The following is a 15,080-nucleotide window of genomic DNA, read 5'->3' as shown; positions in this document are numbered from 1 at the left end:
CAAAAAAGCGGTGAAAATGAAAACCCGGCGATGATTTTTCGGTTATTGGAGAATCGCTGCCGGGTGTTTTTGGTCTGCCGGCTAACCTTTTTTTGTCGAATCGTTGAATTAGTATTATGTTTAGTTGTTTCGCTGAATTATCTAAGCGCCTTCGCCCTTTTATAATAAGAGATATAGAGAAGAGAGGGGTGCAAAGATGAAAGGGCATACATTTTGGAGCGATTTAAAGAATTATAGGGTTCTCTTGCTGATGCTGGCTCCGGCGGTTGCTTTTTTCCTTCTGTTTGCCTATGTCCCGATGGCGGGCATTATTATTGCCTTCAAGCATTATGATTATGCGGGCGGTATTTTTGGAAGTGCCTGGAACGGGCTCGACAACTTCCGCTTTTTCTTTGAATCAGGCGATGCTTGGCGGGTAACACGAAATACAGCACTATATAACATTGCGTTTATCGTCGTCAATAACAGTTTGCAAATTTTTGCAGCGATTATGTTGTTTGAGGTCGGTGGTAAATGGTTCCGCAAAATCACACAATCGGCGTTGTTCCTGCCTTACTTTATCTCATGGGTCGTTGTCGGAGCGATTGCTTATAACCTGCTCAATTATGATATTGGCACCGTGAATGCTTTGCTCAGAGGTATCGGACTCCAGCCTGTCGATATTTATAATACACCTTCCTATTGGCCGTATATTCTGGTTATAGTTTCTGCATGGAAAAGTCTCGGATACGGAACGGTGATGTACTTGGCCGCGATTACGGGGATAGATACAGAAATGTATGAAGCAGCCGAAATCGATGGGGCTAATATTTTTCAGCGAATTATGAAAGTAACCATTCCGAATTTGTATCCAACGATTATTATTCTGGTGCTGCTGGCAGTCGGGAACATTTTCCGTGGTGATTTCGGGATGTTCTATAACATGATCGGCAACAACGGCTTGTTGTTCTCCTCGACAGACGTTATCGACACTTTCGTATTTAGGTCACTGATTACTTCGAATGATATCGGCATGTCAGCTGCAGCTGGTGTTTTCCAGTCCGTTCTTGGCTTCGCGACGATCATGTCAGTGAACTATGCTGTCCGTAAATACGACAAAGACCGCGCTCTGTTCTAATCGTATCAGGAGTTAAGTCTTTCATAATGGAGGTAACGATATGAAGCAGCTTGATCGTAAAATATTTTCAGGTATTGGTTATGTATCCCTGATTTTTCTCTCAGTTTTATGTATTTTTCCTTTTATACTTGTCGTATCTTCATCCTTTACGGAAGAATCCAAAATCCTAACGGATGGTTATCAATTTATACCGACTGCCTTCTCAACTGAGGCCTACAGCATTTTGTTTAAGTATCCCGAACAGATGATTCAAGCCTATATAGTGACAATAGGAGTTACTATACTCGGCACGGTGCTTGGCTTGTTTCTGACTTCGATGACTGCTTATGCGCTATCCCGAAAAGATTTTAAGTGGCGCAATAAATTTTCGTTCTTCTTTTTCTTTACGACTTTGTTCAGCGGCGGTTTGGTTCCGTGGTATCTGCTTATGGTCAACTACCTTCATATGAAGGATACGCTGATGGCCTTAGTGGTTCCGATGATGCTCAATGTCTTTTATATCATTGTTATGAAGTCTTTTATGGGCAGCATTCCGGAAGCTATTGTAGAATCAGCAAAAATTGACGGCGCAGGCGACTTTAAGATCTATGCTCGTCTAATCCTGCCGCTGTCCAAGCCGGCGTTAGCTACCATTGGATTGTTTCTAGCGCTGGCCTACTGGAATGACTGGTACAATGCATTGCTGTTTGTATCGAATGAAAACTTGATGCCGCTCCAATATTATTTGTATAAAATGCTAGGCAATATGGATGGCATGCGCAAAGCGATGATGGGTGCAGGGGCAGTCGTAACGACATCGATCCCAACCGAGAGCTTGAAAATGGCGATGACAGTTGTGGCCACTGGCCCGATTTTGCTGGCTTATCCATTCGTGCAGAGGTATTTTGTCCAAGGTTTGACGATTGGTGCTGTGAAAGGATGAACCCGGGGAAACTCGGTTTATCAATATAATTAAACACAAGGGGGAAGGCTTGAGATGCTGAAGAGAAATAGATTGATGATGCTAGCGCTCGTTTTAACCTTCGTAATGATTCTAAGTGCATGTGGTGGTGGCAATAACAATGCTAATACGTCTGCACAGGCTACAAATAATGCGTCAGAGGGAGGAAGCGACACTACGAACAACTCAGAACCTGCAACTACCTCAGACACCCTTGATACCTCTAAAGAAGTGAAGCTGAAAATGATTTTTGTTGGCCCTAAACCGATAGACTATGATAGCGTTTTTGCTGAGATTAATAAAAAGCTGAAAGAAAAAATTAATGCTACTGTAGAGGGCGAGTTTCTGGATTGGTCGGACTGGGCACAAAAATATCCGCTGAAGCTGGCAGCTAATGAGGATTTTGACCTCATCTATTCGGCAAACTGGGCTGGTTACAATGACCAGGCGCTGAAAGGCGGATTCCTGGAATTGACCGATGAGCTGCTTACCAAATATATGCCGCAGACTTTAGCAGCTATGTCTGATGTGAGCTGGGATCAAGCTAAGGTAAACGGCAAACTGTATATGGTTCCGCAAAACAGAGGGGAATCCGTTGAAAAACTGATTTTGTACCGCGAGGATTTGCGTAAGAAATACAATCTTCCGGAGATCAACAGCCCAGAAGCGTATGCCACTTACTTGAAAACCATAGCACAAAACGAAAAAGGAATTACACCGTTCACCCCGGAAACAGGAGACTGGAAATATCATAATTTGGACCGTGTATTGCTGAAGCAACAAAACGAATGGAATATGTTTGATCTCGACCTTCCGTTTGCTTTCAAATTGACGGATGAAAAAGGGCAAGTATTTAACGTATATGAAACGCAAGAGTTTAAAGATCTACTCGTATATTACAAAGATCTCGCTGATAACAATGCATGGTCGAAAAACGTTCTAAACAGTAAAAATGATCATCAGGCCGATTTTAAAGCAGGCAAAACAGCATCGATTACGCACAACAACGGAACACTTGGAGCACTTATGGCTTTGATGCGCCAAGAGAATTCCCCTTATGAAGTAGCATTGGCTGACATCAACCAAGGCAAGAAGAAATCAGTGGCGATTTCCACCCAAAACGGTACTTCGATCCACGCTACTTCCAGAAATGTGGAACGTTCCTTGATGTTCCTCGATCTGATGCAAAATGATAAAGAACTGCACGACCTGATGATGTACGGCCTTAGCGGTGTACATTACGAAGCGGTTGGCGATGACAAATATAAAGCCCTTGAAAAGAATCCGAACTATACTGGCTTCTCTAACTGGAACTTCAACTCGCCACTTAACCGTGACAATGAAGCATTCCCGCAAGAAGCAAACGATCTGGCTAAAGGCTGGGAAGCAAATGTCTATCACTACGCGCTTGAAACCTTCGTATTCGATAACAGCAAAGTGAAAACGGAAATTGCCAACGTTGGTAACGTAATGCTCCGTTATGCGATTCCGCTCGAATACGGCGTAATCAAAGATATCGACAAAGGTCTTGAAGATCTGAACAAGCAACTGAAATCCGCGGGCATTGATAAAATCCAAACCGAACTGCAAACTCAAATCGATGCTTTCTTGGCAAACAAATAAGCTACAGAATAAGGGAGACCTAACAGTCATCAAATGGCTGTTAGGTCTCCCTGTTTAATTGGGCTCATCCGCGGGTGAAGCCGCTATCGGACACAGTTGACCCTAATAGCAGCATTATCGCACTTTTGGAATACTAACGGACCTCATAGTCGCTATTAGCCTAAAACACGCCTAGAATGAGGCTCAGGATAAAGAATAGCTGCACTGGAGTCCGAAAGTCTGCTTTAAAGGCTGAAAATCAGTAAATAAAGTCACCTCGGTCCGTTAGGCAGACCAGAAACAAAAGGCAGCAACCCTTTTGCTAGGGAAATGGATACTTAGGGAGAACGGCTACTCTTTGCAGAAAGGAATAAAAAAGAAGAACCGGCATGAGCTGCCGGTTCTTCTTAATATATAATTTGCGCGCAATGAAATAACGTGATATTATGAGAAGACCACTGTTAATCTGCGTATTTTAGACAGATTTATTACATCTTATTTATACATTAATAATACCACGCGGATTGGCAGTTTGTCAAATTTGTATTTTTGCTTCTTGATAACAACCTTGAAAAGGAGCGTGTTAGTAAAAATGTTAAACGAAAAAGATTGGCAGGGAGAACAGAAACGGCTAGATTCGGTCACGGAAGAATTGCAATCAAAGATTGGCGAGCTGGAACCGGAAGTGACAGGATTACGTGAACAGGTGACGGACATCCGCAAGCAGTTTTGGGAGGAAGTTACGGTCAATACGAGCACACATGAGGATTTCGAGGAGACCTTTTACAGTATAAAACAGCAAGAAGCGTTGTTGTCTGAACGGGAACGTAGCCACCGCCAACGGCTGCTGCGTTATAAAAACATGAAACGGCTGCTGCCGTCACCCTATTTTGGACGAATGGACTTTCAAGAAGATGGGTTGAACTCCAGTGAGCAAATCTATATCGGGGTGGCGTCTTTCATCGATGCAGAAGGTGTAAACTTTCTGGTATATGACTGGCGGACACCTATTGCAAGTATGTATTATGACCATTCGCCAGGCCCCGCCACTTACGATACACCGGGAGGACAAATCTCAGGAACGATGATGCTGAAGCGGCAATACCAGATCCGTCAGGGTCAGCTTCAGAACGTGTTCGATACGAGTTTAACGATCGGTGATGAATTACTTCAGCAGGTGCTTGGTAAGGGTGCGGATTCACAAATGAAGAGCATCGTGGCGACTATTCAGAAGGAACAGAACGCTATTATCCGCAACGATAGTAGCCGTATGCTCATTGTGCAGGGGGCGGCGGGCAGCGGAAAAACATCCGCAGCGCTGCAACGGGTAGCCTATTTGCTATATAAACACCGCGATAGGCTCAAAGCGGATCAGATTGTTCTTTTTTCGCCTAATCCGATGTTTAACAGTTATGTATCTACGGTGCTTCCCGAGCTTGGCGAGGAGAATATGCAGCAAACAACCTTTCAGGAGTATATTGATTATTGGCTTGGATCTACGCTTAGTCTAGAGGATCCGTTCGAGCAGATTGAATATGTACTGACGTCCAAAGCTTCTCCAGAGTATGAAGCACGGCTAACTGGAATGCAGTATAAAGCTTCAGAAGCTTTTCTGCATGCTTTGCAAAACTATGCGTTGTGGTTAGGGAAGGAAGGGATGTTGTTTCATAGTATCCGTTTTCGGGATCGCGAGTTGATTACTGCGGAGCAGATGAAATCGCAATTTTATAGCTATGATAGCTCCATTCGCTTGGCTAATCGCATCGTTTTATTGCGTGAATGGCTACTGCGTCAGTTGGCTTCGCTGGAGCGTCAGGAACAGGAGGCATTCTGGGTTCAAGATGAACTCGATTACCTCGATACCGATCAGTATGCCGAAGCCTACAGTGAGATACTTAAGAAATATCGGCGGGAGGAAGCCGTCTTTGATTTTACGACTCAGTATCTTGAGAACTATGGGGATTTTCCTAATCAGGATCAAGGGGAAGAGAATGTTTTTGACTTTGGTCTGCAGGAAGAAGAACTGCTGCGCCGCATGATTGTGAAGGAGCACTTTAAACCGCTGAGACGCGATGTCAAACGGTTCAAGTTCATAGATACGATTGGGTTATACGATCAGTTATTTAGTGCCGACGCCAGTTATCGGCAAATGACGAACGAGACTGAGGTGCCTGCTCAGTGGCAGGAAATTTGTAAGCAAACAAAGGAAAAGCTGAGCCGCGATGAACTCTTTTGCGAGGATGCCACTCCATTCCTGTATTTAAAAGAACTTGTCGAGGGCACTCGTGTGAACACTGAGGTGCGGCATCTGTTTATCGATGAAGGCCAGGATTATTCGCCGTTCCAATACGCGTTTCTCAAACAGCTGTTTCCCCGCGCGCGCATGACTGTGCTCGGCGATTTCGGCCAAGCGATTTTCCCTCAAGCAACGAATTTGCACGAGGTGGATTCACCTTTGATCCGGCTTTATGGTGAAGATGAAACGAGCCTGATCCGTCTAATTCGAAGTTATCGTTCAACTCGTCAGATTGTGGAGTTTACGAAGGCGTTGCTGCCTAATGAGGAGATCGTACCTTTTGAAAGAGAGGGTAAGAAGCCGTTCCTAGTGAACGCTAGTAGCGATGTAGAGCGGGCGAAAAGAATTAAAGAAGATCTCGCGGCGTTGATGGCTGAAGGGCTCGACTCTATTGCTGTGATTACCAAGACTGCAGCTGAAAGCCGTGCGGCCTATGAAGAATTAAAGTCACAAGGATGCGAAGCTCTGCGGCTCATTACGAAGGAGACGCTCACTTTTGAGAAGGGCATTTTAGTAATTCCCGCTTATCTCGCAAAAGGGGTTGAATTCGACGCCGTACTGATTTATGATGCTTCCACACAGACGTATGATCGGGAAAGCGAACGCAAGCTTTTTTATACAGCCTGTACGCGTGCGATGCATCGGCTTCTGCTGTACACAACAGGTGATTGGTCACACTTTATTCAGCCGTTAGAGGGATCTTTATATGAGGTCGTGCAATGAGATTGGAGAGATAAATGAAAAGCATATTGTATAAGTATATGAGTAAATTTACATCTCTTAACGAAGTGGAACAGCAGGATATTGTTGAAGGTATTCCTATTGAGGAATACAAGAAGGGAACGGTACTCCTTAGACAAGGAGACGTTCCCTCAAAATGTTTTTTTGTGTTAAAGGGATGTGTGAGGCAGTCCTCGGTAGATGAATCGGGCAAAGAAGTCACATCTAATTTTTATACGGAAGAGCAAGCGGTTTCGATTTTTAATCGGCATCAGGAGAGTAGACCCTCAGCGTACACCTTAACCTGCCTAGAAGACAGCATATTGGTGGTTGGTGATCTTAATGCGGAACAGGATATGCTCCATAAACACGCTCAGCTGGAAACCATGATACGCAAAATGGTAGAGGAGAACTTGGGTGAGGTTCAGGATGAGTTGACTTCCTTTATTGCTTCCAATCCTGAAGAACGTTACAAAGCCTTGTTACAAAAAAGACCTCATTTACTTACCCGTGTCCCCCAACATCAATTAGCCAGTTATTTGGGGATTACGCCAGAGTCATTAAGTAGAATTAAGAAGCGGGTTCATTCCGGTGATGAATAACAAAATCGTTATACACTTTTGGGGATTTTTCCACCTCTAAGCAGTAGCCATATCCCAAAGCCTAGTTCTCCTACAATCATAGGAATAGTAAAAACAAAATTAAGTGTTGTAATGACCGCCTCATATTGTGGGAGAAACATTTTGCTTAGATGAATGATAATATAGCCTATTGAAGCAAGCAGCAGCAAGATGCTGATTACTTTAGGAATGACATCGGATTTTAAAGCCACATAGCCCACTATTAACAGATGCCCGCCAAAAACGACCAGCCCTATAGACCAAATGAATTGAAATGCATCCAGTAATAACATCATAAATGCTTGAGTTTGTTCGATTGTTAATGAGGAAAAGCCATTTGTGTTTCCCGTGAGCAGCAGCACAAATATCAAGGTTAATATAGAGATTGCCAATATAGCGGAATAGGTTAGACGGAGCCATGCGCCGAGTAATGAAAGATTTTGGTTGACGGGTTCTAGAAACACATAAAACGCCCAGGCGACCAGAATGTCAGTAATCATAATGATGATCCAGCCCAAGATTTCCCCTTTGAAAAGGTTGTTGGAAGATACAATGTTAATAAATGTGGCACTGGCATCGCCTTGCACAACAAGAGTCCCATGGACAAAGCCATATGAAAAAAATGAGGCGAGGGTCATGATGATCAGTGATATTCCAGCTGTTAAAGCGGACTTACGCTGGTTCGATAGGTCTTTTTCTGAGATAGCCATAAGATAGCCTCCTAAAGGACTTTTATTTCATTGTAATTAGGAGTACTATGGCGGGCATTGACTTAAATCAAGACTCTGAATTTAATCAAGCGAAGTAAGTATCACTGTTATTGCGTTATCAACAAAGGATCGCTCCGGGCGGGATTTCAAGAGTACAGTAAGCCCTATTAGCGATACGATTAGTGCCTGTGCCAAGGCCTTCGCATTTACACCACCCTTAAGCTCACCTGATTGTATACCACGTTCAATAGTTTCTTGAAATATAACCGATAGATACATTTGGTGTTCTCTTGTAAGAATCTCGAACTTCTCATCATGAGGTGCCAGCTCGACCATTGTATTGATGCAAAAACATCCTCGGTTCACACTGCCTGCATACTCCTCCGCCACCACATCTTCAAAAAAACTACGAAAGGCTTTTTTTGCGGATGGATTGCTTTGAAGTTGGGCTCGGACACGGGAAGCATGGGACATCGTGTATTTACGTAGCGCAGCTTCGAATAATTCTTTTTTGTCTCCAAAAGCTGAGTATATACTGGGGCGTTGAATGCCCATTCTGGAAGTTAAATCGCTTAATGAAGTAGCCTCATATCCCTTCTCCCAAAATAGCTCCATAGCTGATTCTAATGCTTTTTCCTCGTCAAATTCGCGGGTCCGAGCCATTTTTAACACCCCTCGTTATATTTGATTTCAATAATTTATTACCGAACAGTATTTTATAATACTAGAACTAGTCGTCTATATTGTCAAATCAAAGTCGGTAGCATCAAATATTTATGTTGACACACACCATTTTGTAAGATAAATTTACTGAGCATAATAACATACTGATCAGTATGAAATATGTTTGCGATTTAAATTTAACAGAGAAAGGGTGTGTCCAAAATGCAGGGGACTAAAGAGAAGCTTTCGTCACAAGAGACGCATACGCCATCTGATTCTATTCATGCTTCCTCGATGCCTCGGTATATGACACTTTTGTTTGCCGTTGTCTGCGGGATGTCGGTTGCAAACATCTACTTTGCACAACCGTTGCTTGATCATTTGTCGAAAGAATTTGGTATTGATTATTCAACCATTGGTATTCTTATTACTATCACGCAGATTTTTTATGCAGTGGGGCTGTTACTACTCGTGCCACTAGGAGATTTACTGAATCAGCGGCGCCTGATTATCGGCCAGATGTTATTATCTGTGGTGGCTTTGATTATCGTGGGTACTGCCTCTTCCAGCACGGTACTATTCGTAGGTATGGCCTCAGTGGGACTACTCGCTGTTGTAACGCAGACGCTTGTTGCGTTCGCGGCGACAATGGCTGCCCCTGCCGAACGCGGGCGAGTCGTAGGCATGGTCACAAGTGGAATTGTGATTGGAATACTTCTTGCGCGATCCATTTCAGGAATACTTACAGATCTTGCAGGTTGGCGTTCCGTATACCTTTTTTCTGCTGCTTTAATGCTTTGTATGGTGTGTACATTATTTAGGGTGTTGCCAAATGTGAAACGTGAGGTAAAAACACTGTCATACGCTCAGCTGCTTAGCTCAGTGTTTATGTTGTTTGTACAAGAGAGAGTATTGCGTATCCGCGCTATTCTGGCTTTGCTGATTTTTACTGCTTTCAGTATTCTGTGGACTTCTGTGGTCTTGCCTCTTAGTGCTCCGCCGTTATCACTTTCACATACTGCAATTGGGGCATTTGGTCTGGCGGGAATTGTGGGAGCATTAGCTGCTGCGCGGGCGGGAAAGCTAGCTGATCAGGGTCATGGACAGAGAACGACAGGCATAGCTTTACTTCTATTGTTGATTTCATGGTGGTTTATCAGTTTTACCGAGCAGTCGCTGTTGGCATTGGTCATTGGTATTGTTCTGCTTGATTTGGCTGTGCAGGCGGTGCATGTCACCAATCAAAGTATAATACTTACCTTGCGCATGGAGGCACGTAGTCGGCTCACCGCAGGGTATATGGTTTTTTACTCCATTGGAAGTGCTACCGGATCGATTGCTTCCACTCAAATCTATTCTCACTATGGCTGGAACGGGGTATGTTGGCTTGGGGCTTCTGTTAGTGCTGTGGCTTTTTTATTTTGGGCTTTAACCTTGCGTGCTACGAATGCCGCGTTGCAACGGCGCCCTGCTTGGAAATAATCGGGGCAAGTCCATAAGGGTGGAGGTTCCGTTTTCCGGGCATGTTATTTAAAACAGGTTTGGGAGGGGATAAGGATGTCTAGAAGAAACAGGAAATATGCAGTGCCGGGAGCCAGCCGCGGAATGCAAATTTTTAAAGCGGAAGTGATGCGGCGCGAGGGGTATGATGTAGATCCAGAGCGGCCTGATGATGTGAAATACGAAGTTGCAAAAGAACTGGGTGTCCCTTTGGAGCACGGTCAAAATGGTCATTTGAGCACAGAATCGGTGGGCCAGATCGGCGGTAAAATTGGTGGATCGATGGTCCGCGAAATGATTCGTCTCGCACAGCAACAATTAGTGGATCAGGAAAGGCAGTAGCATTTTTCTCATATATGTTGCAGAGATCGCGGGAGGCGGTTTTCGTCCTATATTGTATGGGACTGAGACCGTCCTTTCGGTGTTTGCGTTATTTTATATTTGTATAGTAAAAAAATTCCTGGAATTCCCTAAAACAACCTGATTCATGGTAGAATTTTACCGATGTTCCACGGTATAGTGGAGAAGGATATATCATCATTCAAGTCTGTAGTGGGAGAGGAATTATCAGATGAATCAGAGATATCGCAAACGCAACACGGCTGCTTTTACGGGGGCATCGTATTTTGCATTGGGGGCAGGACTTTTTCTATTCTGTTTGGGAGTGTACAACGACACTTGGGAGCTAAACGTAAAAGGGTATTATTTGCTCTGTATGGTGTTAATTACGATTTCCTGTATCGTTGTGCAAAAGGTGGTTAGGGACAATACAGAGGATAAAGAATTTCGTTTGGATAACCCTAAACACAGGATGAGAAACACAGGGGCCTTCACAATTATGGCTTTTGTGGGTTTGATTATCGGGTATGCGATGTTTTTTATTGGCCTTTACAATGCTCCATTTGAATTAAATGTAAAGGGGTATTACATAGCTGTTATTCTCTTGATTTCTTATAGCGCTATTGGCGTTCAGAAAGTGACGCGGGATAACGCGGAAGATAACGAGATTCTTGCCGAGCAAGAGGCGAGACGGGACATCCAAGGGTAAAGAGGAATATAGCCAGCTTTCTCGCTGGCAACAGCAGGCTGCTTCAACTTTACTTACCATCATAAATTGTAAACAGGAGCTTCGTGAATTTACGGAGCTTCTTTTTATTTTTTGAAATAGCAGCAATAATCTCACCGATCTGAACATTATGAGGACTATTTGTTAGAACAACATCCTTAGTTTGGATTGTTTTTTACTATACGGTTCTCTATACTCTTCATAATACTTGAAGTAGGAGTGGATAATAGATGATCCGTCTGAAGGATATAGGGAAGTTCGAGGAACTGCCGCAAATGGCCATGCATATTTACAAAGGAAATATTCCGGAATTAGAGGCTGCCATTAGAGCAGGCTGGGATATTGAAGAGGGCATCGTACTTAGCAAATATACCACGTTAACCCCGTTAGATTTGGCGCTTATATCAGAGAGAATGGATGTCATAAAGCTGCTGGTACAACACGGGGTAAATCTGAATGTGAAGAATAATCCGGCTTTTTTGCTCGCGGTCCGCTATTGCAAAGAAGATATCGTCCGCTATATTGCAGCACAAGGGGCCAAACTGGACAAGCTTAATCAGGTCAAGTCAGGTGCATATTCGCAGGCCTACTACGGCAACAAAAACAATATCCCGCTCATACATGAGCTAGGATTAGATATTAAGCAGCATGGTGGGGCTGTATTACGCAAAGCGGTGTCAGATCACGACCTTAAGACCGTTGCTTATTTACTGGATCATGGGGTGGACATTAATTACAACAATTCTGATATGGTCTATCCTTATCAAGCCACTCCGTTAACAGTTGCCACAAGAATGGGTAATCAAGCGATGGTACAATATTTGATTGAACGTGGCGCAGACGTTACCTTGGCGGAAAAAGATGGCGATCGCCCTTACACCATTGCTGTGAGCAATAAGAATACAGCTTTGGCTGACTTTTTGAAATCGTTAGAGCCGGCTGAATTTCATGATATCGAGAATAAGAAGTTTGAGCTGAGAAAATATAAATTGTCTGATGAATTGGTTAGCTTTCTTACTGGAACAAAACTGCGTCTTGAGCTAACACAAAATGAATATGAAATTAGATATATCGACTTTTTCACATTAACTGATACCATTGAAATAAAAATCGGCCGGCAAAAGCTGCTCCGTCTGTCAGCCGACATAGATAATTACTCTGATCTGCTGCTTATGTGGAATCCGAAGAAAAAAGGCCTGATAGGCTGTTACGACGTGGAACATCAGACGTACGCGGATTTATGTAGTTTTGCAGATTTTCTCACGCAACCGGAGATATACCTCATTAATTTTCTTGAAGGAACATAGTTGTTAATATCTCATGATCTGTCTATTTCTTTTGCAGGAATCATTCTATTCGTCGTTGAATATATCCCGGTAACCGTATTACGTATTCAAAATACGTAGCCACAGGAGGAGAACAACATTGAAATCGATTACCGTTCAAAGCCTTACGGAAACGTTTAAGCTGGAAGTACTTGCGGGTGCTAGCTGCATGGACCGCGAGATCACTCGCTCTAAGACACATAGACCTGGTCTGGAGTTCGTGGGTTACTTCGACTTTTTCCCCATGAAGCGAGTACAAGTGTTGGGTCGTAAAGAAATCAATTATCTGCTAAAGCTAAGCGTTGAGCAACGCAAGTTACATATTGGCAATATCGTTAAGTATCATCCCCCATGCTTTATTGTGACGACGGGTCAGCAGGAGATTCCCTATTTGACTTTATTCTGCGACCAAGAAGGTATACCACTACTTCGGACGGAAGAGACGACGTCAGAGTTCATCGCAAAGATTGATACTTATCTGGTGAAGGCGCTGGCGCCAGAACTTTCAATTCATGGAGTGTGTGTGAACGTGTCTGGTATAGGTGTCCTATTGAGAGGCAAGTCCGGGATCGGAAAAAGCGAAACCGCTCACACGCTCATTAGAAGAGGCCATCGGTTTGTGGCCGATGATGTAGTTGTGCTTAAGAAGCTGGGACCGGCGACGCTTCTCGGCACGCATAATGAAACGACCCGTGAATTCCTAGCGCTGCGCAGTATTGGTCTGATCAATGTTGTACGGCAGTACGGGCGTAGAGCTTTTCAGGAAGAGACACGAATTGTACTCGACATCGAGTTGTCACCATGGCGGGAGAATTCCTTGAATAATGAGCTCGAAATCGAACCCCAGTTCACAGAATATCTTGGCGTGCAAATTCCGCATATTGAAATTCAGCTTCAGCCTGGCCGCGACGTGGCTGGCCTGATCGAGGCAGCTGCGAACAATTGGTACCTTAAACAGCTTGGCTATAGTGCCGTTGAAGAGTTCCTGCAGAGGATCGAAAACGGGATGCAGTCGTAAAGGCAGGATAGAAAGCAGCAATTATAGTTACCATAATTAAAATGGTTTTCTGTATACGAAAAACAGACCGCAGATAAACGCTGCGGTCTGTTTTTCACAGCAAAAAGGGAAGTTGCTTTTTGATTGATAGGGCTAGGACATGCGTTATTGGCTGGGCATAGGTTAGAAATGGTATAATTTCTAATAGGTATTTTGATTGATCGTTAATAGGAGGTATTAATGATGAGTGATGAGTTATTGGCAAAATTGGATGAATGGCATGAGGAAGATGAATTTCAAGAAATCGTGGATGCAATCACGGAAATTCCTGAAGAGGAAAGAGATTATGTTCTAACTAGTCATTTGGGCAGGGCGCTTAATAATCTCGGGCAATATGAAGAGGCTTTAGAGCAGTATTTGAGCATTGAAGATGAGGGTGAAGGTGACCCGCTCTGGCATTACCGTATCGGGGTTTCTTATTATTATCTGAAAAGATATGACGAAGCTTTAAAAGCGTTTACGATTGCCGATCAGCTGGAACCTGATGATGAAGACACATTGGAGTTTCTGGGCTGGATCAAACGTAAATTGGCTAAAAAAGCTGCGAAAAAGCCTGTAAACAAACCTGCTAAGAAGCCTGTAATAGCGTTGGATACCACTAATTTCTGGGATGACAGCGAGTATGCGTTCTCAGAATATATTTCTGACCCGCCTTCAGATGCATTGATTACTTCAGTACAAGAAGAGCTGGTCTTTAAGCTGCCTGCTTCCTATGTGGATATGATGAAGTTACATAATGGGGGAATTCCTCATAACAATCGTTATCCGATTCCGGGAACAGGAGAATTTATTACGATTTCTGGTATCCTCGGAATTGGACGAGATAAGAATAAGTCGCTGTGTGGAGCTTCAGGAAGCCGGACTGTGATTGAAAATGGACGTTATCCTGAAGTTGGTGTGGTGATCTGTGATTGTCCTTCTGAGAATGAAGTGGTGATGCTGGATTACCGTGAATTCGGGAATGATGGCGAACCTGAGGTTATTCATGTAGATCGGGATAACAAATACAAAATCACACGTTTGGCTGACAATTTTGAGACTTTTATCAGCGGACTGGTGAAATAGTCTATTTCGCTGGCTAAGAATACTTATAATCCAATCAAGGCATTCCTTAAGAGGAGTGCCTATTTCTATTAGGTGATTATTAGGGAAGCGTCTTTCGGACTCAGCTGACCTTAAATGTAGCTTTTTCGCATATTTGGAATGCCAACGGACCGCATAGCAGCTATTGGCATAAAAAACACCCAATATGAACCCGATTCATAGGAATAGCGTCGCTGGAGTCCGAAACTACGCACAAAAGGCTAAAAACATGCCTATAACGTCATCTGGGTCCGAAAGCCTCAGTGGACGAATACGATTCGGCGATTTAGCTGAAGGTGAGGCTGATTCGAAGTCGTCAGGCTTTAACTAGCCAATAATCGGTCTTGAGTCAGCTAACCAACGACCCAAAACACAGAGCAG

Annotated in this window: 13 protein-coding genes and 1 pseudogene; 12 read left to right on the top strand and 2 right to left on the bottom strand. The window is 43.7% G+C overall.

The window, feature by feature from the left end; all coding sequences use genetic code 11:
- Window positions 1-196 precede the first annotated feature (196 nt).
- The 5 genes from NST25_RS30310 (at window position 197) to NST25_RS30290 (ending at window position 7,277) form a co-directional block, all read left to right on the top strand.
- A complete protein-coding gene (locus NST25_RS30310) occupies window positions 197-1,117 on the top strand; it encodes an ABC transporter permease subunit (protein WP_036682339.1) in 921 nt (306 codons plus the stop codon).
- A gap of 40 nt (window positions 1,118-1,157) precedes the next feature.
- Complete coding sequence (locus NST25_RS30305; RefSeq protein WP_076124225.1) at window positions 1,158-2,039, top strand: carbohydrate ABC transporter permease; 882 nt, start codon at window positions 1,158-1,160, stop codon at window positions 2,037-2,039.
- Between the two features lie 54 nt (window positions 2,040-2,093).
- Window positions 2,094-3,680, top strand: coding sequence for an ABC transporter substrate-binding protein (locus NST25_RS30300; RefSeq protein ID WP_076124223.1), 1,587 nt, complete (start codon window positions 2,094-2,096; stop codon window positions 3,678-3,680).
- A 571-nt stretch (window positions 3,681-4,251) separates the two neighbouring features.
- Window positions 4,252-6,678 (top strand): RNA polymerase recycling motor HelD, encoded by a 2,427-nt coding sequence (gene helD, locus NST25_RS30295; protein ID WP_339170529.1) that lies wholly within the window; start codon window positions 4,252-4,254, stop codon window positions 6,676-6,678.
- Between the two features lie 14 nt (window positions 6,679-6,692).
- Window positions 6,693-7,277, top strand: a complete 585-nt coding sequence (locus tag NST25_RS30290) for a Crp/Fnr family transcriptional regulator (RefSeq protein ID WP_076301525.1) — start codon at window positions 6,693-6,695, stop codon at window positions 7,275-7,277.
- Between the two features lie 8 nt (window positions 7,278-7,285).
- On the opposite strand, the gene NST25_RS30285 is transcribed toward NST25_RS30290, so the two are convergent.
- A complete protein-coding gene (locus NST25_RS30285) occupies window positions 7,286-8,005 on the bottom strand; it encodes a DUF4386 domain-containing protein (protein WP_339170526.1) in 720 nt (239 codons plus the stop codon).
- A gap of 81 nt (window positions 8,006-8,086) precedes the next feature.
- Window positions 8,087-8,668, bottom strand: a complete 582-nt coding sequence (locus NST25_RS30280) for a TetR/AcrR family transcriptional regulator (protein ID WP_076124215.1) — start codon at window positions 8,666-8,668, stop codon at window positions 8,087-8,089.
- A gap of 294 nt (window positions 8,669-8,962) precedes the next feature.
- Here NST25_RS30280 and NST25_RS30275 point away from each other — a divergent pair, with 294 nt between their 5' ends.
- The 7 genes and pseudogenes from NST25_RS30275 to NST25_RS30245 all read left to right on the top strand — a co-directional run bounded on the left by NST25_RS30275 (window position 8,963) and on the right by NST25_RS30245 (window position 14,681).
- Window positions 8,963-10,150 (top strand): MFS transporter, encoded by a 1,188-nt coding sequence (locus NST25_RS30275; RefSeq protein ID WP_076124378.1) that lies wholly within the window; start codon window positions 8,963-8,965, stop codon window positions 10,148-10,150.
- A 75-nt stretch (window positions 10,151-10,225) separates the two neighbouring features.
- Entirely contained in the window at window positions 10,226-10,510 is a 285-nt protein-coding gene (locus tag NST25_RS30270) for an alpha/beta-type small acid-soluble spore protein (RefSeq protein WP_036682328.1), read from the top strand.
- 229 nt (window positions 10,511-10,739) lie between these two features.
- Window positions 10,740-10,952, top strand: a pseudogene (locus tag NST25_RS30265) (YiaA/YiaB family inner membrane protein); the annotation flags it as partial.
- 27 nt (window positions 10,953-10,979) lie between these two features.
- On the top strand, window positions 10,980-11,216 hold the full coding sequence (locus tag NST25_RS30260; protein ID WP_305953524.1) for a YiaA/YiaB family inner membrane protein: 237 nt from the start codon (window positions 10,980-10,982) through the stop codon (window positions 11,214-11,216).
- Window positions 11,217-11,464: 248 nt separating this feature from the next.
- Window positions 11,465-12,541: an ankyrin repeat domain-containing protein gene (locus NST25_RS30255; RefSeq protein WP_076124213.1), complete on the top strand. Its 1,077-nt coding sequence runs from the start codon at window positions 11,465-11,467 to the stop codon at window positions 12,539-12,541.
- A 118-nt stretch (window positions 12,542-12,659) separates the two neighbouring features.
- On the top strand, window positions 12,660-13,577 hold the full coding sequence (hprK, locus tag NST25_RS30250) for an HPr(Ser) kinase/phosphatase (RefSeq protein ID WP_076124211.1): 918 nt from the start codon (window positions 12,660-12,662) through the stop codon (window positions 13,575-13,577).
- 222 nt (window positions 13,578-13,799) lie between these two features.
- Window positions 13,800-14,681: an SMI1/KNR4 family protein gene (locus NST25_RS30245; RefSeq protein ID WP_076124209.1), complete on the top strand. Its 882-nt coding sequence runs from the start codon at window positions 13,800-13,802 to the stop codon at window positions 14,679-14,681.
- Window positions 14,682-15,080 lie beyond the last annotated feature (399 nt).

This window comes from Paenibacillus sp. FSL E2-0190 (assembly GCF_037992965.1).
Taxonomy (GTDB): domain Bacteria; phylum Bacillota; class Bacilli; order Paenibacillales; family Paenibacillaceae; genus Paenibacillus_AQ; species Paenibacillus_AQ odorifer.
This window is presented reverse-complemented; position numbering and strand designations above follow the sequence as displayed.